A 22223-nucleotide genomic window follows, 5' to 3' on the forward strand; every position below is an offset into this window, starting at 1 on the left:
AGGGACAGCGCATGATACCTGTCAGGGGGCGATCACGATGTGGTCGCCCTGCTGCATGATCGGGACCGCATCCAGCCCGCATTCCGCACCGGCCACGACGCTGCCGGTCGACTTGTCGAAGCTTGCGCCATGTGCGGTGCACAGCAGCCGCAACCCATCCGCCGAAAGCAGCATTTTCGCCGCGGTAATCCAGCGGCAGGTACTGATGGGGACAGGCGTTCACATAGGCACGCAGCACGTCGCCGTCGCGCAGCACGATCATCGGGAACGACCCGCGGTCGGTCGTGACGGTCAGCGGATGGACGCCAGTGATCCCGGTCGCCACGCAGACGCGCGTTCCGGGCGCCGGGGCGCTGCTGTAATCGGTCCAGGCCATGATCATCGGCGCGGCGGCCTCCCCGCCGCCGCGCCGCTCCTCCCTACTGGGCCGGGGTGGCGTCGAGAACGCCGCGCCGGATCTGGTCTTCCTCGATAGACTCGAACAGGGCGCGGAAATTGCCCTCTCCGAACCCGTCGTCGCCCTTGCGCTGGATGAACTCGAAGAAGATTGGCCCGATCACCGTCTTCGAGAAGATCTGCAGCAGGATGCGTGTCTCTCCGCCACCCACGACGCCTTCGCCGTCGATCAGGATGCCGCGCGCCTTCATGCGGTCCAGCGGTTCGTCATGGTCCTTCACGCGGCGGTGCGACATCTCGTAATAGGTGTCGGGGGGGCCGGGCATGAACTCCATCCCAGCCTCGGCAATGCGGTCGGTTCCGGCATAGATGTCGTTCGAGGCGATGGCGATGTGCTGGATGCCCTCGCCCTTGTATTCGCGCAGGTACTCCTCGATCTGGCTGTGATCGTCGGTGCTCTCGTTGATCGGGATGCGGATCTTGCCGCAGGGCGATGTCAGGGCGCGGCTGACCAGCCCGGTCTGCTTGCCCTTGATGTCGAAGAAGCGGATCTCGCGGAAGTTGAACGTGTCGTGATAGAACTTGTACCACGTGTCCATGTTGCCGCGGATCACGTTGTGGGTCAGGTGATCCAGATAGAAGAAGCCGAACCCTTCGGGGCGCGGGTCTGTCTCGCCGATCCAATCGTAATCCGCGTCATAGGCACTGCCCGCGTCCCCATAGCGGTCGATGAAATACAAAAGCGACCCGCCGATGCCCAAGACAGCCGGTGCCTCGATCGACTTGCCGGGCCCGGTGTATTCGGTGGCGCCAAGCTCCAGCGCGCGCTTCAGGGCGACCTGCGCGTCCACCACCCGCCACGCCATGGCCGGCGCGCAGGGGCCATGCTCCGCGACAAAGCCGGCTGCATGGCTGTCCGCCTCGGCATTCAGCAGATAGTTGATGTCGCCCTGACGATAGAGCGTGATCGCCTTGGTCTTGTGGGTCGCCACGGGGGTGAACCCCATCTGCCGGAAGATGCGGTCCAGGACGGCCGGGTCCGGATGGGCGTATTCGACAAACTCGAACCCATCCGTTCCCGCGGGGTTGGCGGCACTGATCGTGGCCTTGGGGGCATCGTGGGGAAAGGGTCCCATGGCATTCCTCCTGCTTGTTGCCACCATGATGCGCGTGGGCCGCTGCAATGTGCTTGCAAAGAGGATCACCCTGCGGCCAGAATTGCACGAAACGCGCATCGATGGCGCAAATGACGCACAGGTGACGCATGGACCGGTTCGACAGTGCAATCCTGGCTGCCCTGCAGCGCGACGGGGCCCTCAGCAACGCCGCATTGGCACAGATCGTGGGCCTGTCTGCCAGTCAGATCTCGCGCAGGCGCGCGGCCCTGGAGGAGGCCGGCGTGATCGAGGGCTATGCCGCGCGGCTGTCGGCGGCCAAGCTGGGGCACGGGTTCAGGGCGGTGATCCGCGTCAACCTGCGCGGCCATGGCCAGGGACGCGAGGACGAATTCGCCCGCTTCGTGGCGGCACAGCCAATGATCCGGCAGGCGTTCTCGGTGTCCGGCGATGCCGATTACGTCCTGGACGTGCGCGCCCGCGACCTGGAGGCCTTTGCCGATTTCGTCCATCGCCACCTGCTGCCGCACCCGCAGGTGGCGCAGGTCCGCTCCGAAATCGTTCTTAAGACGCTCAAGGACGAAGGCGGCGTTCCGGTCTGACCATGCACCGCGCTCATGATCTTGTCGAATACTATGAATTTGCCGATGGGACGCGGAACGCCTATATCACGGGCTGAAACCGAAAGGCCTGATACCATGTCCCTGCCCCCATCCCCCGCCTTTGCGGCCCTGAACAAGGCCGCATCCGAACGCATCCTGATCCTGGACGGCGCGATGGGCACGCAGATCCAGGCCCTTGGCCTGGGAGAGGACGACTATACCGGCCACGGGTCCGGTCATGTCTGCCGTCATCACACCGACCACCCCCAGCAGGGCAACAATGATCTTCTGGTCCTGACCCAGCCCGAGGCGGTCGAGGAGATCCATTACCGCTATGCGATGGCCGGCGCCGACATCGTCGAGACCAATACCTTTTCCGCGACCACCATCGCGCAGGCCGATTATGGTCTGGGCGAGGCCGTCCACGACCTGAACGTCGAGGGTGCCCGCGTCGTCCGCCGTGCACTGGACCGCGCGACGGCCCAGGACGGGCGGACCCGTTTCGTCGCAGGCGCCATCGGGCCGACGAACCGCACCGCATCGATGAGCCCGGACGTCAACGACCCCGGATACCGCGCCGTGACGTTCGAGGACCTGCGTGCCGCCTATCTGCAGCAGGCCAAGGGTCTGATCGCCGGCGGTGCCGACATCCTGCTGATCGAGACGATCTTCGACACGCTGAACGCCAAGGCCGCGATCTTTGCCTGCATCCAGGCGATGGAGGATCACGGCCAGCGTCTTCCCATGATGATCTCGGGCACAATCACCGACGCGTCGGGGCGCACCCTGTCGGGCCAGACGCCGACCGCGTTCTGGCATTCGGTCCGCCATGCGAACCCCTGGACCATCGGCCTGAACTGCGCGCTTGGTGCCTCGGCCATGCGGCCGCATCTGGTCGAGCTGTCGGGCGTGGCCGACACGCTGATCTGTGCCTATCCCAATGCCGGCCTGCCCAACGCCTTCGGCCAGTATGACGAAGGCCCCCATGACACCGCCCCGCAGGTCGCCGAATTCGCGCGCGCGGGGCTGGTCAACGTGGTTGGCGGCTGCTGCGGCACCACGCCAGATCATATCCGCGCCATCGCCGATGCCGTGGCCCCCTTCGCCCCCAGAAAGGTGCCCGCCTATGCCTGATCGTTACCTGCGCCTGTCGGGGCTGGAGCCCTTTGTCCTGACGCCCGACATCCCCTTCGTGAACGTCGGCGAACGCACCAACGTCACCGGCTCCGCCCGTTTCCGCAAGCTGATCAAGGAACGCGACTATGCCACCGCGCTGGAGGTCGCCCGCGATCAGGTCGAGAACGGCGCCCAGATCATCGACATCAACATGGATGAGGGCCTGATCGATTCAAAGGCCGCGATGGTCGAATACCTGAACCTGCTGGCGGCCGAACCTGACATCGCGCGCGTGCCGATCATGATCGACAGCTCCAAATGGGAGGTGATCGAGGCCGGCCTGCAATGCGTGCAGGGCAAGCCGGTCGTCAACTCGATCAGCATGAAGGAGGGCGAGGAGCAGTTCCGCCATCAGGCGCGACTGTGCCTGGCCTATGGCGCGGCGGTCGTGGTCATGGCCTTCGACGAGCAGGGCCAGGCCGACACCGCCGCCCGCAAGATCGAGATCTGCCAGCGCGCCTACGACATCCTGGTGAACGAGGTGGGCTTTCCACCCGAGGACATCATCTTCGACCCCAACATCTTCGCGGTGGCCACGGGCATCGAGGAGCACAACAACTACGGCGTCGACTTCATCGAGGCGACGCGCTGGATTCGCCAGAACCTGCCCCATGCGCATGTGTCGGGCGGCGTATCGAACCTGTCTTTCAGCTTCCGCGGCAACGAGCCGGTGCGCGAGGCGATGCATGCCGTGTTCCTCTATCACGCCATCAAGGCGGGGATGGACATGGGCATCGTCAATGCGGGCCAGCTGGCCGTCTATGACCAGATTGACCCCGATCTGCGCGAGGCCTGCGAGGATGTCGTCCTGAACCGCCGCCCCGACGGCACCGAACGCCTGCTGGAGATCGCCGAGCGGTTCCGCGGCGACGGTCAGGGGGCCAAGCGCGAAAAGGACCTGTCCTGGCGCGAATGGCCGCTGGACAAGCGGCTGGAACATGCCCTGGTCAACGGCATCACCGAATATATCGAATCCGACACCGAAGAGGCCCGGCAGGCTGCCGAACGTCCGCTGCACGTGATTGAAGGCCCGCTGATGGCGGGGATGAACGTGGTGGGCGACCTGTTCGGCGCGGGCAAGATGTTCCTGCCGCAGGTGGTGAAATCCGCCCGCGTGATGAAGCAGGCCGTGGCCGTTCTTCTGCCCTACATGGAGGAGGAAAAGCGCCTGTCCGGCGGGACAGAGCGCGAGACCGCGGGCAAGATCCTGATGGCGACCGTCAAGGGCGACGTCCATGACATCGGCAAGAACATCGTCGGCGTCGTGCTGGCCTGCAACAACTTCGAGGTCATCGACCTGGGCGTGATGGTCCCGGCGCAGAAGATTCTGCAGGTCGCCCGCGACGAGAACGTAGACATCATCGGTCTGTCCGGCCTGATCACCCCGTCCCTGGACGAGATGGTGCACTTGGCCTCCGAGATGGAGCGCGAGGGAATGGACATTCCCCTGCTGATCGGTGGCGCCACGACATCCAAGATCCATACGGCGGTCAAGATCTCGCCCCGCTATACGCGCGGTCAGGCGGTCTATGTGACCGATGCCAGCCGGGCCGTGGGCGTCGCCTCCAACCTGCTGTCGACCGACCGCAAGGCCGCCTATGTCGACGAGATCCGGGCCGACTATGCCGCCGTCGCCGACCGGCACGAACGGTCCGAGGCATCGAAATCACGCCTGCCGCTGGCCAAGGCGCGCGACAATGCGCTGAAGATCGATTGGAGCGGCTATGTGCCCACCGCGCCGACCTTCACCGGTGCGCGGGTGATCGAGGATTGGGATCTGGCCCAGATCGCGCGCTATATCGACTGGACGCCGTTCTTCCAGACCTGGGAGCTGAAGGGCGTCTATCCGCGTATCCTCGACGACGAAAAGCAGGGCGAGGCCGCCCGCCAGCTGTTCGCCGAGGCGCAGGAGATGCTGGCCCGGATCATCGACGGCCAATGGTTCAAGGCGCGGGCCGTGGTCGGTTTCTGGCCCGCGAACGCGGTCGGCGACGACATCCGCCTGTTCACCGGCGACGATCGGTCGGAGACGCAGGCCATGCTTCATACGCTGCGCCAGCAGGTCACCAAGCGTGGCGACCGGCCGAACGTGGCCCTGTCCGACTTCGTGGCACCCGAAGGCATCCCCGACCATGTCGGCGGTTTCGTCGTGACGGCAGGCCCCGAGGAGGCAGAGATCGCCGCACGCTATGAACGGGCCAATGACGACTACGGCGCGATAATGGTCAAGGCGCTGGCCGACCGCATCGCCGAGGCGATGGCCGAGATGCTGCACGAACGCGTGCGGCGCGACTATTGGGGCTATGCCAAGGACGAGGGCTTTGCGCCGGAGGAACTGGCCGCCGAACCCTATACCGGCATCCGTCCCGCGCCGGGCTATCCGGCCCAACCCGACCACACCGAAAAGCTGACGCTTTTCAAGTTGCTGGACGCGGAAGCTGCGACCGGCGTGACACTGACGGAAAGCATGGCGATGTGGCCGGGATCGTCGGTTTCGGGCCTCTATATCAGCCATCCCGACAGCTATTACTTTGGCGTCGCCAAGATCGAAGAGGATCAGGCCCGCGATTACGCCGCGCGCAAGGGCTGGACCCTGGATGAGGCCGAACGTTGGCTGGCCCCGGTCCTCAACTATACCAAGCGTCAGGCAGAGGCTGACGCGGCATAGGGAAAGGCCCGCATCGCTGCGGGCCTTTCTTCGTCAGGCGCGCAGCATCTGGCGGCCCAGGATGTGATCGGCGGCCTTTTCGCCGGTCATGATCGACGGGCCGTTCAGGTTGCCGTTGGTGATGCGCGGAAAGATCGAGCTGTCCGCGACGCGCAAGCCCTCGACCCCGATCACGCGCAGTTCGGGGTCCACGACCGCGTCGGGATCGCTGGCCGCACCCATGCGGGCAGTGCCGCAGGGATGATAGGCCGATTCCGCATGTTCGCGGATGAACGCGTCGATCTGTTCATCGGTCTGCACGGCATCGCCCGGCTGGATCTCGTCGCCGCGGTATTCCTTGAACGCGGGGGCGTCAAAGATGCGGCGCGTATGGCGGACGCATGCCCGGAACTCCTCCCAATCCTCGGGTTGGGACATGTAGTTGAAGCGGATCTCGGGCGCCACGGACGGGTCACCCGATGCCAGCCGGATGGTGCCGCGCGATTTTGACCGCATCGGCCCCACATGGGCCTGGAACCCGTGACCCTTGGCCGCCGATTTCCCGTCATAACGGACCGCCAGCGGCAGAAAGTGATACTGGATGTCGGGATAGTCCTTGGCATCCGACGACCGGATGAAACCGCAGCTTTCGAACTGGTTCGATGCGCCAAGGCCGGTCTTCTGCAGCAGCCATTCGACACCCACGCGGCCTTTGCCTAGCAGGTTGTAATAGGTATACAGCGTCACCGGCTTCAGCGACTTGTACTGCATATAGATCTCAAGATGGTCCTGCAGGTTGCCCCCGACGCCGGGACGATCCGCAAGCGGCGTGATGCCATGCTGGCGCAGGTGGTCCGCCGGCCCGATGCCCGACAGCATCAGCAGCTTGGGCGTGTTGATGGTGCTGGCCGAGATGATGACCTCGCGGTTCGCCAGAACGGCCTCGACCTTGCCGTTGCGTTCGATTTCAACGCCATAGGCGCGTTTTCCTTGAAACAGGATGCGGTTCGCCAGACCGCGCACGACGGTCAGCAGGCCGGTCTTTTTCGCGGGACGCAGATAGGCATTGGCGGCGGACCAGCGGCGGCCCTTCCAGATGGTGGCCTCCATCGGGCCGAAACCCTCCTGCTGGGTGCCGTTGTAGTCGTCCGTGCGTGGCCATCCTGCCTGGTGACCCGCCTCGATAAAGGTGTTGAACAGCGGGTTCTTGCGCTTGCCGCGAGTGATGTGCAGCGGGCCGCTGGTGCCACGCACCGGCGACGTGCCGCCGTGCCAGGTCTCCATCCGCTTGAAATACGGCAAGACGCCCGCATAGTCCCAGCCCGCGGCGCCGCTGTCGGCCCAATGCTGGAAATCCTTGGGGTTGCCGCGCACGAAGACCATGCCGTTGATCGACGACGATCCGCCGATGACCTTGCCGCGCGGCGTCGCCAGCTTGCGCCCGCCCAGATGCGGTTCCGGTTGGCTGGCAAAGCCCCAGTCATAGCGGCTCATGTTCATCGGATAGGACAGCGCGCCCGGCATCTGGATGAAGGGGCCGACATCGCTGCCGCCGAACTCGATCAGCGTGACGGTGCGTCCCGCCTCGGTCAGGCGATAGGCCAGGGCACAGCCGGCGCTGCCCGCGCCGATGATGACGTAATCCGCGTCCTTAGCGGCTTTCGGAAGATCAGTAGGGTGCATCGACGCCTCCCATGCCCACATAGACGGATTTTAGCTGGCTATAATGCTCGATCGCGGCGGCGGAGTTCTCGCGGCCCAGACCGGACAGCTTGACGCCGCCAAAGGGCATCTCGACCGGCGTCAGGTTGTAGGTGTTGATCCAGCAGGTGCCGGCCTCCAGCGCGGCAACCACGCGATGGGCGCGGGACAGGTCCTGAGTAAAAACACCCGCGGCCAAGCCAAAACCGGTGCCGTTCGCACGGGCGATCACCTCGTCCTCGTCGGCAAAGCTGAGAGCAGTCAGGACGGGCCCGAAGATCTCGTCCGTCGCGATGGTCATGTCGTCGGTGGCATCGGCAAAAACCGTGGGCGGGATGAACGGCCCCTCGCCCTCTCCGCCGCAGACCAGCCGGGCACCGGCGTCGTGCCCGGCGCGGATGGCGGCGCGGATCTTGTCGGCCTGGGCCGCATTGATGATCGGGCCGTGATTGGTGTCCGGGTCCAGCGGATCGCCCATGCGGACGGCCTTCACACGCTCCGCCAGGCGGGCCAGGAAGTCCTCCTTGATACCCTCCTGCAGGAAGACGCGCGTGCCGTTGGAGCAGATCTGCCCCGAGCTGTAGAAGTTCGCCAGGATCGCGGCACTGACCGCGTCCTCAAGGTTCGCGTCATCGAAGACGATCAGGGGCGACTTGCCACCCAGCTCCATCGTGACATGGCGCATTCCTTCGGCGGCGGCCGCATAGACGCGGCGGCCGGTGGGCACCGAACCGGTCAGGGACACCTTGGCCACGTTGGGGTCGGTGACCAGCGCGGCACCGACATCGCCCCGGCCCTGCACCACGTTGAACACGCCAGGAGGCATCCCTGCCTCAATGAAAATTTCCGCCAGTTTTAAGGCCCCTAGGGGCGTTTCCTCGGACGGTTTGAAGACCATGGTGTTGCCCATGACCAAGGCCGGCGCGGCCTTCCAGCAGGCGATCTGGCTGGGATAGTTCCAGGCCCCGATGCCTGCGCAGACACCCAGGGCCTCGCGGCGGGTATAGGCCCAGTCCGCCCCCAGGGGGATCATCTGGCCCGTCAGCGTCGCCGCCAGACCCGCGAAATATTCCATTGCCGCAGCACCCGACGGCCAGTCCGCAACCAATGTCTCCTGGATCGGCTTGCCGGTATCCAGGGTCTCAAGGCGCGCCAGTTCGTCGTTGCGCTCAAGGATGATCGCGGCGGCGCGGCCGAGAATGCGGCCCCGCTCAACGGGCGCCATCGCGGCCCATGCGGGCTGGGCGGCCTTGGCGGCGGCGCAGGCTTGGGCCACCTGGTCGGTCGACGCCTCCTTCAGCGTCGCGATGGTTTCGCCGGTCAACGCATAGCGGACGGGCAGGTCGGCACCCTGCCCTTCGACCGGCTTGCCGCCGATGAACAGGGATGCGGTGGGTTGCGCGGAAAGGCTCATGCAAGGGCCTCCTTTAGATAGGTCATGATGGTGTTCAGCGCCACATCGGCATCGGTCGGACCGGGGGTCAGGACCGCGCGCAGATAGACGCCGTCGATCAGCGCACCCAATGTCTCGGCGGTGCGCTCGGGGTGGTCGGTCAGGCCGCGCAGCGCCACGATCAGGTTCGAATGCAGCCGGCGGTGATAGACCCGCAACAGGCGCGCGGCCTCGGGAGAGTTCAGCGCAAGTGCATAAAAATTGAGCCACGCACTGACCGTCTCGCGCTGAAAGTTCTGGGGCGCAAAGCTGGCGTGGATGATCGCATCCAACCGCCCCCGCGCACCCCGCCCCGGCAGCCGGTCATGGACCGATTGCCCATAACTGCGCAGGATATACCGCATCGCCGCCAGGAAGATCTGGTCCTTGGATCCGAAGTAATGGTGGGCCAGCGCCGGCGACATGCCGGCACGCTTGGCGATCTGCGCGACGGTGACGTCCAGCGACCCCGCGCGCCCCACCTCGAAGATCGCGGCATTGATCAGCGCTGCTTTTCGGATAGGCTCGGCCCCGAGTTTCGGCATGATTGCACCTGCGGCGGAAGATTTCTGTTGCGTTGCCGTTTCCATGTAACGTTAATTGACTGAACAATCAAGAACAGGGAGCCCATCATGACCCTTTCCCGCATCCTCGCGGTCCTTGCGATGACGCCCGCGCTGGCGATGCCCGCCGCCGCGCAGGAGCCCGACAGCTGCCGAGAGGTGGTGTTTTCCGACGTGGGCTGGTCCGACATCACCGCGACAACGGCCATCGCGTCGACGGTCCTGCAGGCCCTGGGATACGAGACCGAGACACGCATCCTCTCGGTCCCGGTGACCTATACGGCGCTGTCCACAGACGACGTGGACGTGTTCCTGGGCAACTGGATGCCCACGATGGAGGCCGACATCGCCCCCTATCGCGACGCGGGCACGGTCGACACGGTGCGCACCAACCTGACCGGCGCGAAATACACGCTGGCCACAAACAAGGCCGGTGCCGACCTGGGGATCGCCGATTTCGCCGACATTGCCGCGCAGAGCGAGGCACTGGACGGCAAGATCTATGGCATCGAGCCGGGAAACGACGGCAACCGCCTGCTGCTTGAGATGGTGGCGATGGACAAGTTCGACCTTGGCACCTTCGAGGTCGTCGAATCCAGCGAACAGGGCATGCTGGCCCAGGTCCAGCGCGCGACCAACAGCGATCAGCCGGTGATCTTCCTGGGATGGGAGCCCCACCCCATGAACGCCCAGTTCGAGATGACCTATCTGACCGGCGGCGATGAGATCTTCGGCCCCGATCTTGGCGGCGCCGAGGTTCGCACCAACACCCGCGCCGGCTATGTCGCGGAATGTCCGAACGTGGGCAAGTTCCTGACCAACCTGGAGTTCACCCTGACCATGGAGAACGAGGTCATGGGCGCGATCCTGAACGACGGTCAGGATCCGATGGACGCCGCCCGCGACTGGCTTGCGGCCAACCCGGACGCGGCCACCCCCTGGCTGGTCGACGTGACCACCGCCGACGGCAACGACCCCCAGACCGCGCTGACCGAGGCGCTGGCGCAATGACCCCCGCCCCGGCGCTGTGCCGCCGGGGCCCCCAACGTCATAGAGGGTGCAGGCATGGAACAGCTGACCGATTGGGTCACCGACACCAAGATCCCCGTGGGACGGACCGCAAAGACGGTCTTTGACTGGCTGAACGCCAATGCGGCCGGGCTGTTCGATGCGATCTCGACCGGGATGGAGGCGCTGATCGACGCCATCCTGACGGGGCTGGAGGCGCCGAACCCGTTCCTGTTCATCGCACTGGCCGTGGCGCTGACCTGGGCGCTGCAACGTCGGTTGGGCACCTGCCTGCTGGTGATGTTCGGGCTGCTGTTCGTGCTGAACCAGGGCTACTGGTCCGAAATGCTACAGTCGCTGACGCTGGTCCTGTCGGCCTGCATCGTCTGCATGGCCGTGGGCGTGCCCATCGGCATCGCCTGCGCGCACCGGCCGCGGCTTTATGCCTGGATGCGCCCGGTCCTGGACCTGATGCAGACGCTGCCGACCTTCGTCTATCTGATCCCGGCGATCGTGTTCTTCGGCATCGGCATGGTGCCGGGCCTGCTGGCCACCGTGATCTTCGTGCTGCCCGCGCCGATCAGGCTGACGCAGCTGGGCATCGCCTCGACCCCGCCTGCTCTAGTCGAGGCCGCGACCGCATTCGGCGCCACCCCCCGCCAGCTGCTGTGGAAGGTGGAACTGCCAAGCGCCCTGCCCCAGATCATGGCCGGGCTGAACCAGACCATCATGCTGTCGCTGTCGATGGTCGTCATCGCCGCGCTGGTCGGCGCATCGGGCCTGGGCGTGCCTGTCGTGCGGGCCCTGAACAGCGTCAACACTGCACTGGGCTTCGAATCGGGCATGGTGATCGTCGTCGTCGCCATCCTGTTGGACCGGATGCTGCGCATGGAGGGCCGCAAATGAACGCCGTCGAATTCGACCGGGTGTGCATCGTCTTCGGCGATCACCCCGACCGCGCCCTGCCCCTGATGGACGAGGGTCTGGACCGCGGCCCCATCAAGACCGAAACCGGACAGGTGCTGGGCGTCCATGATTGCAGCCTGTCGGTGGCCGATGGAGAGATCCTGGTCCTGATGGGCCTGTCGGGATCGGGCAAATCCACGCTGCTGCGGGCGGTGAACGCGTTGAACCCCGTCTGCCGTGGAGAGGTCCGCATCAAGCGCGGCGGTCAGATGGTCAGCGTGACCGCAGCCGGCAGCCGGGCGCTGCGCGACATCCGCCTGCGCGACGTGGCGATGGTGTTCCAGGCCTTCGGCCTGCTGCCATGGCGCACGGTGCGCGACAATGTCGGCCTTGGGCTGGAACTGGCGGGCATGTCGCAGGCCGAACGGCGCAGCAAGATAGAGGGCCATCTGGCGACCGTGGGCCTGTCGGAATGGGCCGACCGCAAGGTCGGAGAGCTGTCCGGCGGCATGCAGCAGCGCGTGGGCCTGGCCCGCGCCTTTGCGACCGAGGCACCGATCCTGCTGATGGACGAACCGTTCAGCGCGCTGGACCCGCTGATCCGCGCCCGCCTGCAGGACGAACTGCTGGAGTTGCAGGCCAAGACCGGGCGAACCATCATCTTCGTCAGCCATGACTTGGATGAGGCCTTCAAGCTCGGCAACCGCATCGCGTTGATGGAGGGCGGACGCATCGTGCAGATCGGAACCGCCAGAGAGATCATCGCCAACCCGATCAACGACTATGTCGCGGATTTCGTGGCGCACATGAACCCGCTTGGCGTGCTGACCGCCGAGGACGTGGCCGAACCCGGCACCGCTGAGGGAGAGCCCGTGCCCCGCGACATGCCGGTGCGCGCGGTCATGGGCCTCTTGGCGGATTGCACGGCCCTGCCCGTGCAGGGCGGCGGGCGCATCACGCAGGCCGCGGTCCTGGCGCGCCTGATCGACCCGCGGGGCTAGCTGTTCTGAAGGTCGCGGTGGTACCGGACCAGCAGCGCCAGCCCCAGGGCGAACAGACCCAGCCCCAGCCCGAAGACATAGGTATAGCTGACGTATTCGCCGGCATATTGCGGATAGAACGACCGCCGCATCTGTCCGATGACATGGATCAGCGGGTTCCACCACAGCCAGTCTTGATAGGGCTGGGGCACATCGTCGAACATGAAGAAGATGCACGAGAGCAGGAAGAACGGCTTCATGAAGATCGCCCACAGGGGCTGCCACCAACTGACCGCCTCGAACAGGAAGCAGTTCATGACGCCGATGGCGGCACCCGTCAGGATCATCATCGCCAGGCCGATCGCGATCAGGTCCATCTGCGGGTCGGTCCGGGTCTCCGACGTCATCATGATCGCCGTGAAGATCACCGTGGCCACCATCACCTGGGTGATCGCGTTGAAGGCGATCCGTGCCAGCAGTGCGTCCATGAAGGTCACCGCCGGATAGCTGAGAAGCGCCATCGAATAGCGCACAGAGGACGCGACCTTGTTCGAGATGTCCATGTATCCCAGGAACGGCACCATCCCGGTGGCATAGAACATCGCAAAGCTTGTCCCGATCGGCGGCAGCGCGAAGGTGACCGAAAAAATCAGCGTCAGCAGCATGATCCCGCCCGCAGGTTCCGCGACCGCCCAGAAATACCCCCCCGAGGCGCGGCCGTTGCTGGTCTGGACCTCGCGCAGGATCAGCGCCGTGATGGCGCGCAGGCTGGCGAAGCTGCGGTGCTTTCGCACCTCCTTGAGGACGCGCGGGCCCTGCGCGGCGGTCTTGCGCTGCGGCAGGGGGGCGGCGGGCGGGCCGTGTCGGGGTGTGGTGGATTGGGACATGCGGATCACGGATGGCGCCGGGGGCGCGTTTGCGCTGCTCACGATCCTGGCAACGGATCGGTGCTGGAACTGTTCTGCGCGCTTATGTATGACGGCGCCAGCAAGATCAACAAGGCAGGCGGGGTAAGCGCATGTCCGCCCAGGATTCCAACTCCGGTCCCCACAGGAACACGCCCCCCGGTGCCACCGCACCGCAGGAAGGCCCCCAGGGCCCCGCACAGGGTCAGGGGGCAACCCAGGGTCAGGCAGGACAGGGTCAACCGCTGCGGCCCCAGGGACCGGGCGCAGGTCAGCCCCGTCCGCAGGGCCAGCAGGGTGGCCAGATGGTCCATCGCCCCGGTCAGGGCGCAGGCCAGCAGGTGATCCGCCCCGGCCAGCACAATCCGCAGATGCAGGCCCGCATCCAGGCCGCGATGCAGCAGCCCGTTCTGCCCCCGGCCGGTCCGGCGCGCCTGCATCGGCGCCATTACGGCATGGCCATCAGCTTTGTCCTGATGGTGATTATTCCTGTCCTCCTCAGCGCCGTGTACATCTATACGCGCGCATCGGACCAGTACGCGTCCTATGTCGGCTTCTCGGTCCGCAGCGAATCCGCGCCCAGTCCGGCGGACGTTCTGGGTGGGCTGGGGTCTCTGGTGGGGGTCACGTCCAGTTCGACCAGCGACACCGACATCCTCTACAAGTTCATCCAGAGCCGTGACCTGGTCGAACGGGTCAATGCCCGCATCGACCTGCGCGAGGTCTGGTCCAAGGCGCCGGGCGATCCGATCTTCGGCTTCAACGGCGGGCCGTCGCTGGAGGACCTGGTCGAGGAATGGGAGCGGAAGGTCCGCATCCATTACGATTCCGGGATGATCGACCTGCGCATCCTGGCCTTTGATCCTGTGGACGCCCAGACCATCGCCAACGCGATCCTGGAAGAGGGCGGCATCCTGATCAACCGTCTTAACGACATCGCCCGCGAGGATGCCCTGCGCTATGCCCGCGACGAGCTGGATCGGGCGCAGGATCGCCTGCGCGAGGCCCGCCAGGAGGTGACCGAGTTCCGCAACCGCTATCAGCTGGTGGACCCGGTGGCCGACGTGCAGGGTCAGATCGGCGTCGTCACATCGCTGCAGCAGCAACTGGCCGAACAGCTGGTCGGCTTGGGCCTGCTGCAGGCGAACGCGCAGCCCGAGGACCCGCGGATCGGTCAGGCCGAACTGCGCATCCAGGTCATCCGCGACCAGATCGAGGCCGAGCGGCAAAAGTTCGGGTCGACCGGCGGCGAGGAGGCCCTGTCCGATGTCGTGGGCCAGTTCGAGATCCTGACCGTCGATCGGCAGTTCGCCGAGGCCACCTATACCGCGGCCCTTGCCGGCTTCGAGACCGCGCGGGCCGAGGCCGTGCGCCAGTCGCGCTATCTGGCACCGTACATCCGCCCGACGCTTGCACAGGAGGCCGAGTTCCCCGAACGCGCCAAGCTGCTGCTGATGATCGCCGGGTTCCTGACGGTGCTGTGGGTGATCGGCAGCCTGATCTTCTACAGCCTGCGCGACCGGCGATGATCTATCTGCAGAACCTCTGCAAGACCTACACGCTGAACGGCAAGCACAAGGTGGTGGCCGACGACATCACCGCGATCTTTCCGTCCGGCGTGTCGGTTGCGCTGCTGGGACGCAACGGCGCGGGCAAGTCGTCGCTGCTGCGGATGATCTCGGGGGCCATGCTGCCGTCGTCGGGCAAGGTGCTGTCCACCGGGACGATCAGCTGGCCGGTGGGCTTTGCCGGTTCATTCAGCGGAGAGCTGACGGGAGAGCAGAACTGCCGCTTTGTCGCACGCATCTATGGCGTGGACACCGAGGAGTTGCTGTACTTCGTCCAGGATTTCGCCGAACTGGGCGATCACTTCAAGCTGCCGATCCGCACCTATTCCTCGGGGATGCGGTCCCGCCTAGCCTTCGGCCTGTCGATGGCGGTGCCCTTCGACACCTACCTGGTCGACGAGGTCTCGGCCGTGGGCGACGCGGCCTTCCGCACCAAGTCCAACCGCGTCTTCAACGAACGCATGTCGAATGCCGGGGCCATCGTGGTTGCGCATTCGATGGGAATGCTGCGCGAGACCTGCCACGCAGGGGCGGTCCTGGAACAGGGCAAGCTGACCTTCTATCCCGACCTGGAAGACGCCATCGCGGCGCATATGGCCAACATGCAGCAGGCCCAGACAGGCTGATTGCCGCCGGTTTCATGACACCCGGATGACGCAACCCCTGCGGGGGTGGCGCTTGCATGCGCGCATGGATATTGATTTGAATGAATTCAGCGCATCATTCGGCAAGGCATATCATGAAGATCATCGTTCTGGGCGGAGACGGTTTTTGCGGCTGGCCCACGGCCCTGCACCTGTCCGCCCGCGGTCACGACGTCGTGATCGTCGACAACCTCTCGCGCCGCAAGATCGATGTGGAGCTTGAGGTCGCCTCCCTGACGCCGATCCGCCCCTTGGGCGAGCGCGTCCGTGCCTGGGCCGAGGTGACCGGCAACCACATCCGGACCGAGGATCTGACCGTCGGTCAGGATTACGACCGGCTGCTGGCGCTGTTGGAGCGTGAACGGCCCGATGCGATCGTGCATTTCGCCGAACAGCGTGCGGCGCCCTATTCCATGAAGTCGGCCCGACACAAGCGGTACACCGTCAACAACAACCTGAACGCGACGCATGACGTACTGGCCGCGATCGTCGAATCGCGTCAGGACATCCATCTGGTGCACCTGGGCACGATGGGCGTCTATGGCTATGGCACCGCCGGCATGAAGATCCCCGAAGGCTATCTGGACGTGACCGTGCAGACCGCGCAGGGACCCCATGACCAGCAGATCCTGTATCCGGCCAATCCGGGCAGCATCTATCACATGACCAAGACCCAGGATGCGCTGTTCTTCTTATACTACAACAAGAACGACGGCCTGAGGATCACCGACCTGCATCAGGGCATTGTCTGGGGCACGCAGACGGCCGAAACGCAGATGGACGAGCGGCTAATCAACCGCTTCGATTACGATGGCGACTATGGGACGGTGCTGAACCGGTTCCTGATGCAGGCGGCCATCGGCTATCCGATGACCGTGCATGGAACGGGCGGTCAGACGCGCGCCTTCATCCACATTCAGGACACATGCCGCTGCATCGAACTGGCCATCGCGAATCCGCCCAAACGCGGCGACCGGGTGCAGATCCTGAACCAGATGACCGAGACGCACCGCGTCCGCGACTTGGCGCAGATGATCTCGGACCGCACGGGGACTGAGGTCGCGTTCCAGAAGAACCCCCGCAACGAGGCTGACGAGAACGACCTGCATGTCGTCAACGACAGCTTTCTGGGGTTGGGCCTGCAGCCGATCACCCTGGCCGAGGGTCTGCTGTCCGAGGTCCGTGATATCGCCCGCAAATACTCCGACCGCTGCGACCGCGACAAGATCCCCTGCGTGTCTCAGTGGCGCGCGGCGCAGGCGGCAGAATAGGCGACAGGGGGCGGACGGTCCGCCCCCTGCCCCTGATCAGGCCAGAAACGCCTTGAGGTCGTCCAGCAGCCGCTCGCCATGCGTGGCGGCCAGTCCGTGCGGGGCGTTGTCGTATTCGATCAGTTTTGCGCTCGGGACGATCTTGGCCATCCGGTGCGCGGTGGCGGCGATGGGCACGATCTTGTCTGCCGTGCCATGCACGACCAGCGTGGGCAGGTTGATCTGCGCCACGTCCGCGGTGAAATCGGTCATCCCGAACGCTGTCACGCATTCGATCGTGGCGCGGGGGCTGGCCATCATCGCCATGCCCTGCGTCCAGTCCAGAACGGCCTGACTGACGCCGCCCAGAAGGCCTTGGCCATAGAACTGCTTGGCGAAATCCTGAAGGAAGGCCGGACGGTCCTTGCGCAGCCCGTCGCGCATCCCCTCGAACAGGTCGGCCGGGGCACCATCGGGATTGGCGTCGGATTTCAGCAGCCCCGGCGCGACAGACGAGATGAACCCCAACCGGCTGGCCCCCTTTGCGCCGTGGCGCGAGACATAGCGGGCGACCTCTCCGCCGCCCATGGAAAATCCGATGATGGCCGCGTCGGTCAGCTCAAGCTCGTCGATCACCGCGGCCAGATCGTCCGACAGCGTGTCGTAATCATAGCCGTTCCAAGGCTGTTCGGACCGCCCGAATCCGCGGCGGTCATAGCTGACGACGCGATAGCCCGCCTCGGCCAGGCCCAGGGCCTGCGTCTCCCAGCTGTCTGCGGTCAGCCATGGATCAGGACGACCGGGCGGCCCTGCCCCCAGTCCTTAACGTAAAGCTGCGTGCCATCCTTCGCGGAAATCATCGGCATGGTGCGTTCCTTGATTGCTGTTTCGCCCAGGGAACGCGTCGGGGCCGCGGCAGGTTCGCCCGGCCCCGATCACTGTTCTGTTGGTGCTACTGCACCCGCACCCAGGTCTGGCTGCTGCACAGCAGGCCACCGGCGATGCAGCCCGACAGGCTCATCCGGTCGCCCGCGACCGAGGCCTTGCCGGCATAGATCTTGTCGTTGGACGGCCGCCAGACGCGACCCGCATAGTTGCCGCCGCCCTGGGGCGCCATGTCGATGACGATCTGGCGGCCCAGGTTGGGCGACTGGTATTCGGCCGTGTCGCGATAGGTCCGGGTGATCGTTCCGCAGAACGCGCCGCCGCAGGGCGCGACGGTGACATGGGCGAACGCGCCCTCGTCGGGCTGGGTCTGCCAGACCCCTTCGATCGGGTCGGCGCTGGCCGCCCCTGCAGCCAGCGCGAACGTGGCGGCCAGAATGATGTGACGCATGGGTCCCTCCTCCTCAGGGTGCGACCAGATTGCGCGGGCCGCCCCCGTCCGGGCAAGCATGACGTCAGGTCCCTTGCCGTTCCCGCCCGCCCCGTGGCAAAGGGGGCGCAACCCTTGAGACCGGAGCGTGCCGCCATGATCCTCTATCCCGCCATCGACCTGAAGGACGGCAACTGCGTGCGCCTGCTGCGCGGCGACATGGAGGCCGCGACCGTCTTCGGCACCGATCCCGCGGCCCAGGCCCGTGCGTTCCAGGATGCGGGTGCCGAATGGCTGCACCTGGTCGACCTGAACGGCGCCTTCGAGGGCAAGCCCGTGAATGCCGCGGCGGTCGAGGCGATCCTTGCGGCCACCGACATCCCCACCCAGCTGGGCGGCGGCATCCGTGACATGGCGACGATCGAATCCTGGCTGGACCGCGGCTTGACCCGGGTGATCCTGGGCACCGTCGCGGTCGAGAATCCCGACCTGGTGCGCGAGGCCGCCGACGCCTTTCCCGGCCGCATCGCGGTCGGTATCGACGCCCGCGCAGGCAAGGTCGCGACGCGGGGCTGGGCCACGGAAACCGACGTGAACGCCACCGACCTGGCCCGCCGGTTCCAGGACGTGGGCGTCGCCGCAATCATCTATACCGACATTGACCGTGATGGCGCGATGGGCGGCCCCAACATCCACGCGACCGAGGCGCTGGCCCGCGCCGTCACCATTCCGGTGATCGCATCCGGCGGGGTCTCGTCGCTGGCCGACCTGAAGGCGCTTGACGACACCAAGGTGATCGCGGGCGCGATCTCGGGGCGGGCACTTTACGACGGTGCGCTGGACCTGCGCCAGGCGCTGGCCGCGCTGGCCTGACACGGGCGGGCGCGGACCACTGGTCCCGCCCCCGCCGCTGCGCTAGAACCCAGGGCTTACCAGCCCCAGCCAAAGGCCCCGACGATGCTCAAGACCCGGATCATTCCCTGCCTGGACGTCGCCGACGGGCGCGTGGTCAAGGGCGTGAACTTCGTCGACCTGGTCGATGCCGGCGACCCGGTCGAGGCCGCACGCGCCTATGACGCCGCCGGCGCGGACGAGATCTGCTTTCTGGACATTCATGCCACCCATGAAAATCGCGGCACCATGTTCGATCTGGTGACCCGGACGGCGGAACAATGCTTTGTCCCGCTGACCGTGGGCGGTGGCGTGCGCACGCATAACGACGTTCGGGCGCTGCTGCTGGCTGGAGCCGACAAGGTCAGCTTCAACTCCGCGGCCGTGGCCGACCCGGACGTGGTGGCCGCCGCCGCCGACCGGTTCGGAAGCCAGTGCATCGTCGTGGCGATCGACGCGAAGACCGTGGAGGACGGCCGGTGGGAGATCTTCACCCATGGCGGCCGCAAGCCCACCGGCATCGACGCGGTGGAGTTCGCGCGACTGGTCGAAGCCAAGGGCGCAGGAGAGATCCTGCTGACCTCGATGGACCGGGACGGGACGCGGTCGGGGTTCAACCTGCCGCTGACGCGGGCCATCGCCGATGCGGTGAACGTTCCGGTCATCGCATCCGGCGGCGTCGGCACGCTGGACCACCTGGTCGAGGGCGTGACCGAAGGCCATGCCAGCGCCGTTCTGGCCGCCAGCATCTTCCATTTCGGTATGCATACCATCGCCGAGGCCAAGGCCCACATGGCCGCCGCCGGCATTCCCATGAGGCTGACATGACCGCCCTGCACCGCTTGGCCGCGACCGTCCAGGACCGCAAGACCGCCGACCCCGACAGCAGCTGGACCGCCAAACTGCTGGCCAAGGGCCCCGAAAAATGCGCCGAGAAGTTCGGCGAGGAGGCCGTCGAGGCGATCATCGAGGCGGTCAAGGGCGACCGCGCCCGCCTGACCGCCGAGGCCGCCGACGTGATGTTCCACCTGCTGGTCATGCTGGCCGCCCGCGACATCACGCTGGAGGACGTCGAGGCGGAGCTGACGCGGCGCGAAGGCACCTCTGGCCTTGCGGAAAAGGCCGCGCGCCCCGGCGCCTGAGCGCGCAAAGCGCGACGGAACCCTTCCCCTTGGGCAGGCACAGGGGCTATAAGCCCTGCAATCGCCGCGCGTGGACGCGGCCCGACCAGAACACGTCAGAGGATGGCATGAGCAACGATTCCCACCACGACAAGCATCACGAGGGCGACGTGGCCTTCATCCGCTCGCTGGCCGAGCTGCTGAACTCCAGCGAGCTGAACGAGATCCAGGTCAAGCGCGAATACGGCGAGCATGACCGCCTGACGGTCAGCCTGACCAAGCAGGGCAAGCAGGTCGTCTATGCCCAGAGCCCCGCGGCGCCCTCCGCCCCGGCACCGCAGGCATCCGTCCCGGCGCCCGCCGCGGCCACTGCGCCCGCCTCGGCCGCGGCCAGCGCCGATCCGGCCAGCTTGCCCGGCGCCGTGACATCGCCCATGGTGGGCACCGCCTATCTGTCGGCTGAGCCCGGCGCCGCGGCCTTCGTCACCGTCGGTCAGACCGTGGCCGAGGGCGACACGCTGATGATCGTCGAGGCCATGAAGACGATGAACCACATTCCCGCGCCCCGCGCGGGCACGGTGCGCCGCATCCTGGTCGATGACGGCAACCCGGTCGAATTCGGCACCCCCCTGATGATCGTCGAGTAAGCCCATGTTCGACAAGATCCTCATCGCCAACCGGGGCGAGATCGCGCTGCGCGTGATCCGCGCCTGCCGCGAGATGGGCATCGCATCGGTCGCGGTCCATTCGACCGCCGACGCCGACGCGATGCATGTCCGCATGGCAGACGAATCGGTCTGCATCGGTCCGCCGTCTTCGGCGCAATCCTATCTGTCGATGCCGGCGCTGATTTCGGCCTGCGAGATCACGGGTGCGCAGGCGATCCACCCGGGCTACGGCTTCCTGTCCGAGAATGCGGGTTTCGTGCAGATGCTGGAAGATCACGGCATCACCTTCATCGGTCCGCGCGCTGAACACATCCGCATCATGGGCGACAAGATCACCGCCAAGGACACGATGAAGGCGCTTGGCGTCCCCTGCGTGCCCGGCAGCGACGGTGGCGTGAACGACGTGGAACAGGCCAAGGCGGTCGCGGCCCAGATCGGCTATCCGGTCATCATCAAGGCCACGGCGGGTGGCGGCGGTCGCGGCATGAAGGTCGCCGAGAACGAGGCGGGCCTTGAGGTCGCCTTCCGCACCGCGCGGTCCGAGGCCAAGGCAGCCTTCGGCAACCCCGACGTCTATCTGGAGAAATACCTCCAGCGCCCGCGCCACATCGAGATCCAGGTCTTCGGCGACGGCAAGGGCCGCGCCGTGCATCTGGGCGAACGCGACTGCTCGCTGCAGCGCCGCCACCAGAAGGTGCTGGAGGAAGCCCCCGGCCCCGCGATTACCGCCGAACAGCGCGCCCGGATCGGAAAGGTCTGCGCCGATGCCGTGGCCAAGATCGGCTATTCCGGCGCCGGCACGATTGAATTCCTGTTCGAGGACGGAGAGTTCTACTTCATCGAGATGAACACCCGCCTGCAGGTGGAACATCCGGTGACCGAGGCGATCTTCGGGGTCGACCTGGTGCGACAGCAGATCCGCGTCGCCGCCGGCCTGCCGATGGAGTTCCACCAGGAGGACCTGGTGATCAACGGCCATTCGATCGAGGTGCGCATCAACGCCGAGAAGGTGCCCAGCTTCTCTCCCTGCCCAGGCAAGATCACCCAGTATCATGCCCCGGGCGGTCTGGGCGTGCGGATGGATTCGGCGCTGTATCAGGGCTATTCGATCCCGCCCTATTACGACAGCCTGATCGGCAAGCTGATCGTTCACGGTCGGGACCGGGACGAGGCGCTGGCCCGTCTGTCGCGCGCCTTGGGCGAACTGATCGTGGACGGGGTCGACACGACCGTGCCGCTGTTCCGTGATCTGCTGGCGGAACCGGACATCCAGTCGGGGAACTACTCGATCCACTGGCTGGAACGCTGGCTGGCCCGGCACTACGCGTAAGGGCC

General features: G+C 65.9%; 22 protein-coding genes. 14 read left to right on the forward strand and 8 right to left on the reverse strand.

Annotation, left to right across the window (positions count from 1 at the left end):
* Positions 1-21 precede the first annotated feature (21 nt).
* Both F1642_RS15380 and hppD read right to left on the reverse strand, forming a co-directional pair.
* Positions 22-174, reverse strand: a complete 153-nt coding sequence (locus F1642_RS15380) for a hypothetical protein (RefSeq protein WP_255522121.1) — start codon at positions 172-174, stop codon at positions 22-24.
* Positions 175-419: 245 nt separating this feature from the next.
* On the reverse strand, positions 420-1532 hold the full coding sequence (gene hppD / locus F1642_RS04015; RefSeq protein ID WP_194885532.1) for a 4-hydroxyphenylpyruvate dioxygenase: 1113 nt from the start codon (positions 1530-1532) through the stop codon (positions 420-422).
* A 128-nt stretch (positions 1533-1660) separates the two neighbouring features.
* Here hppD and F1642_RS04020 point away from each other — a divergent pair, with 128 nt between their 5' ends.
* The 3 genes from F1642_RS04020 to metH all read left to right on the forward strand — a co-directional run bounded on the left by F1642_RS04020 (position 1661) and on the right by metH (position 5957).
* Positions 1661-2113 carry an Lrp/AsnC family transcriptional regulator gene (locus tag F1642_RS04020; protein WP_194885533.1) on the forward strand — a complete coding sequence of 151 codons (453 nt, stop codon included), beginning with the start codon at positions 1661-1663 and terminating at the stop codon, positions 2111-2113.
* Positions 2114-2209: 96 nt separating this feature from the next.
* Positions 2210-3247 (forward strand): homocysteine S-methyltransferase family protein, encoded by a 1038-nt coding sequence (locus F1642_RS04025; protein ID WP_255522122.1) that lies wholly within the window; start codon positions 2210-2212, stop codon positions 3245-3247.
* Positions 3240-5957, forward strand: a complete 2718-nt coding sequence (gene metH / locus F1642_RS04030) for a methionine synthase (protein ID WP_194885535.1) — start codon at positions 3240-3242, stop codon at positions 5955-5957. The genes F1642_RS04025 and metH overlap by 8 nt, the downstream gene beginning before the upstream one ends.
* A gap of 33 nt (positions 5958-5990) precedes the next feature.
* On the opposite strand, the gene betA is transcribed toward metH, so the two are convergent.
* From betA to betI, 3 genes are read right to left on the reverse strand one after another with little or no spacing between them, the layout of a single operon-like run.
* Positions 5991-7619: a choline dehydrogenase gene (gene betA, locus F1642_RS04035; RefSeq protein WP_194885536.1), complete on the reverse strand. Its 1629-nt coding sequence runs from the start codon at positions 7617-7619 to the stop codon at positions 5991-5993.
* Complete coding sequence (betB, locus tag F1642_RS04040; protein ID WP_194885537.1) at positions 7606-9051, reverse strand: betaine-aldehyde dehydrogenase; 1446 nt, start codon at positions 9049-9051, stop codon at positions 7606-7608. The genes betA and betB overlap by 14 nt, the downstream gene beginning before the upstream one ends.
* Entirely contained in the window at positions 9048-9614 is a 567-nt protein-coding gene (betI, locus tag F1642_RS04045) for a transcriptional regulator BetI (protein WP_045981248.1), read from the reverse strand. The genes betB and betI overlap by 4 nt, the downstream gene beginning before the upstream one ends.
* A gap of 87 nt (positions 9615-9701) precedes the next feature.
* On the opposite strand from betI, the gene choX reads away from it, so the two are divergent.
* The 3 genes from choX to choV are packed head-to-tail and all read left to right on the forward strand — an operon-like array spanning position 9702 to position 12547.
* Positions 9702-10643 (forward strand): choline ABC transporter substrate-binding protein, encoded by a 942-nt coding sequence (gene choX / locus F1642_RS04050; protein ID WP_194885538.1) that lies wholly within the window; start codon positions 9702-9704, stop codon positions 10641-10643.
* A gap of 54 nt (positions 10644-10697) precedes the next feature.
* Entirely contained in the window at positions 10698-11546 is an 849-nt protein-coding gene (gene choW, locus F1642_RS04055) for a choline ABC transporter permease subunit (RefSeq protein WP_045999052.1), read from the forward strand.
* Complete coding sequence (gene choV, locus F1642_RS04060) at positions 11543-12547, forward strand: choline ABC transporter ATP-binding protein (protein WP_194885539.1); 1005 nt, start codon at positions 11543-11545, stop codon at positions 12545-12547. The genes choW and choV overlap by 4 nt, the downstream gene beginning before the upstream one ends.
* Here choV and F1642_RS04065 read toward each other — a convergent pair.
* Positions 12544-13413 carry an ABC transporter permease gene (locus tag F1642_RS04065; protein ID WP_157020380.1) on the reverse strand — a complete coding sequence of 290 codons (870 nt, stop codon included), beginning with the start codon at positions 13411-13413 and terminating at the stop codon, positions 12544-12546. The genes choV and F1642_RS04065 overlap by 4 nt on opposite strands.
* A 323-nt stretch (positions 13414-13736) precedes the next feature.
* Between F1642_RS04065 and F1642_RS04070 the strand changes: the two genes are divergently transcribed.
* The 3 genes from F1642_RS04070 to F1642_RS04080 all read left to right on the forward strand — a co-directional run bounded on the left by F1642_RS04070 (position 13737) and on the right by F1642_RS04080 (position 16914).
* Positions 13737-14960, forward strand: a complete 1224-nt coding sequence (locus F1642_RS04070) for a sugar transporter (RefSeq protein ID WP_246071247.1) — start codon at positions 13737-13739, stop codon at positions 14958-14960.
* Positions 14957-15625 carry an ABC transporter ATP-binding protein gene (locus tag F1642_RS04075; protein ID WP_194885540.1) on the forward strand — a complete coding sequence of 223 codons (669 nt, stop codon included), beginning with the start codon at positions 14957-14959 and terminating at the stop codon, positions 15623-15625. Before F1642_RS04070 ends, F1642_RS04075 begins: the two co-directional genes overlap by 4 nt.
* A 113-nt stretch (positions 15626-15738) precedes the next feature.
* On the forward strand, positions 15739-16914 hold the full coding sequence (locus tag F1642_RS04080; RefSeq protein WP_194885541.1) for an NAD-dependent epimerase/dehydratase family protein: 1176 nt from the start codon (positions 15739-15741) through the stop codon (positions 16912-16914).
* 36 nt (positions 16915-16950) lie between these two features.
* On the opposite strand, the gene F1642_RS04085 is transcribed toward F1642_RS04080, so the two are convergent.
* The gene (locus F1642_RS04085) at positions 16951-17712 is read right to left on the reverse strand and encodes an alpha/beta fold hydrolase (RefSeq protein WP_370582802.1); all 762 of its coding nucleotides are present in this window, start codon (positions 17710-17712) and stop codon (positions 16951-16953) included.
* 133 nt (positions 17713-17845) lie between these two features.
* Complete coding sequence (locus tag F1642_RS04090; protein ID WP_045999046.1) at positions 17846-18229, reverse strand: DUF2147 domain-containing protein; 384 nt, start codon at positions 18227-18229, stop codon at positions 17846-17848.
* 135 nt (positions 18230-18364) lie between these two features.
* Here F1642_RS04090 and hisA point away from each other — a divergent pair, with 135 nt between their 5' ends.
* From hisA to accC, 5 genes are all read left to right on the forward strand, one after another.
* Positions 18365-19081 (forward strand): 1-(5-phosphoribosyl)-5-[(5-phosphoribosylamino)methylideneamino]imidazole-4-carboxamide isomerase, encoded by a 717-nt coding sequence (gene hisA / locus F1642_RS04095; protein WP_045999045.1) that lies wholly within the window; start codon positions 18365-18367, stop codon positions 19079-19081.
* Between the two features lie 84 nt (positions 19082-19165).
* Positions 19166-19927: an imidazole glycerol phosphate synthase subunit HisF gene (hisF, locus tag F1642_RS04100; protein ID WP_045981258.1), complete on the forward strand. Its 762-nt coding sequence runs from the start codon at positions 19166-19168 to the stop codon at positions 19925-19927.
* Positions 19924-20241, forward strand: coding sequence for a phosphoribosyl-ATP diphosphatase (locus tag F1642_RS04105; protein WP_194885542.1), 318 nt, complete (start codon positions 19924-19926; stop codon positions 20239-20241). Before hisF ends, F1642_RS04105 begins: the two co-directional genes overlap by 4 nt.
* Positions 20242-20348: 107 nt before the next feature.
* Positions 20349-20867, forward strand: coding sequence for an acetyl-CoA carboxylase biotin carboxyl carrier protein (gene accB / locus F1642_RS04110; RefSeq protein ID WP_194885543.1), 519 nt, complete (start codon positions 20349-20351; stop codon positions 20865-20867).
* Between the two features lie 4 nt (positions 20868-20871).
* Positions 20872-22218 carry an acetyl-CoA carboxylase biotin carboxylase subunit gene (accC, locus tag F1642_RS04115; protein ID WP_045981261.1) on the forward strand — a complete coding sequence of 449 codons (1347 nt, stop codon included), beginning with the start codon at positions 20872-20874 and terminating at the stop codon, positions 22216-22218.
* Positions 22219-22223 lie beyond the last annotated feature (5 nt).

Source organism: Paracoccus sp. NBH48 (genome assembly GCF_015390265.1).
GTDB lineage: Bacteria > Pseudomonadota > Alphaproteobacteria > Rhodobacterales > Rhodobacteraceae > Paracoccus > Paracoccus marcusii.

Coding starts and splice junctions, on each gene's coding strand:
- hisA (WP_045999045.1), top strand. CDS start 18,365: ATGATCCTCTATCCCGCCATCGACCTGAAGGACGGCAACTGCGTGCGC.
- accC (WP_045981261.1), top strand. CDS start 20,872: ATGTTCGACAAGATCCTCATCGCCAACCGGGGCGAGATCGCGCTGCGC.
- F1642_RS04075 (WP_194885540.1), top strand. CDS start 14,957: ATGATCTATCTGCAGAACCTCTGCAAGACCTACACGCTGAACGGCAAG.
- accB (WP_194885543.1), top strand. CDS start 20,349: ATGAGCAACGATTCCCACCACGACAAGCATCACGAGGGCGACGTGGCC.
- F1642_RS04080 (WP_194885541.1), top strand. CDS start 15,739: ATGAAGATCATCGTTCTGGGCGGAGACGGTTTTTGCGGCTGGCCCACG.
- choW (WP_045999052.1), top strand. CDS start 10,698: ATGGAACAGCTGACCGATTGGGTCACCGACACCAAGATCCCCGTGGGA.
- hppD (WP_194885532.1), bottom strand. CDS start 1,532: ATGGGACCCTTTCCCCACGATGCCCCCAAGGCCACGATCAGTGCCGCC.
- F1642_RS15380 (WP_255522121.1), bottom strand. CDS start 174: ATGCTGCTTTCGGCGGATGGGTTGCGGCTGCTGTGCACCGCACATGGC.
- choV (WP_194885539.1), top strand. CDS start 11,543: ATGAACGCCGTCGAATTCGACCGGGTGTGCATCGTCTTCGGCGATCAC.
- F1642_RS04070 (WP_246071247.1), top strand. CDS start 13,737: ATGGTCCATCGCCCCGGTCAGGGCGCAGGCCAGCAGGTGATCCGCCCC.
- F1642_RS04065 (WP_157020380.1), bottom strand. CDS start 13,413: ATGTCCCAATCCACCACACCCCGACACGGCCCGCCCGCCGCCCCCCTG.
- hisF (WP_045981258.1), top strand. CDS start 19,166: ATGCTCAAGACCCGGATCATTCCCTGCCTGGACGTCGCCGACGGGCGC.
- F1642_RS04090 (WP_045999046.1), bottom strand. CDS start 18,229: ATGCGTCACATCATTCTGGCCGCCACGTTCGCGCTGGCTGCAGGGGCG.
- F1642_RS04105 (WP_194885542.1), top strand. CDS start 19,924: ATGACCGCCCTGCACCGCTTGGCCGCGACCGTCCAGGACCGCAAGACC.
- metH (WP_194885535.1), top strand. CDS start 3,240: ATGCCTGATCGTTACCTGCGCCTGTCGGGGCTGGAGCCCTTTGTCCTG.
- F1642_RS04020 (WP_194885533.1), top strand. CDS start 1,661: ATGGACCGGTTCGACAGTGCAATCCTGGCTGCCCTGCAGCGCGACGGG.
- choX (WP_194885538.1), top strand. CDS start 9,702: ATGACCCTTTCCCGCATCCTCGCGGTCCTTGCGATGACGCCCGCGCTG.
- betB (WP_194885537.1), bottom strand. CDS start 9,051: ATGAGCCTTTCCGCGCAACCCACCGCATCCCTGTTCATCGGCGGCAAG.
- betI (WP_045981248.1), bottom strand. CDS start 9,614: ATGCCGAAACTCGGGGCCGAGCCTATCCGAAAAGCAGCGCTGATCAAT.
- betA (WP_194885536.1), bottom strand. CDS start 7,619: ATGCACCCTACTGATCTTCCGAAAGCCGCTAAGGACGCGGATTACGTC.
- F1642_RS04025 (WP_255522122.1), top strand. CDS start 2,210: ATGTCCCTGCCCCCATCCCCCGCCTTTGCGGCCCTGAACAAGGCCGCA.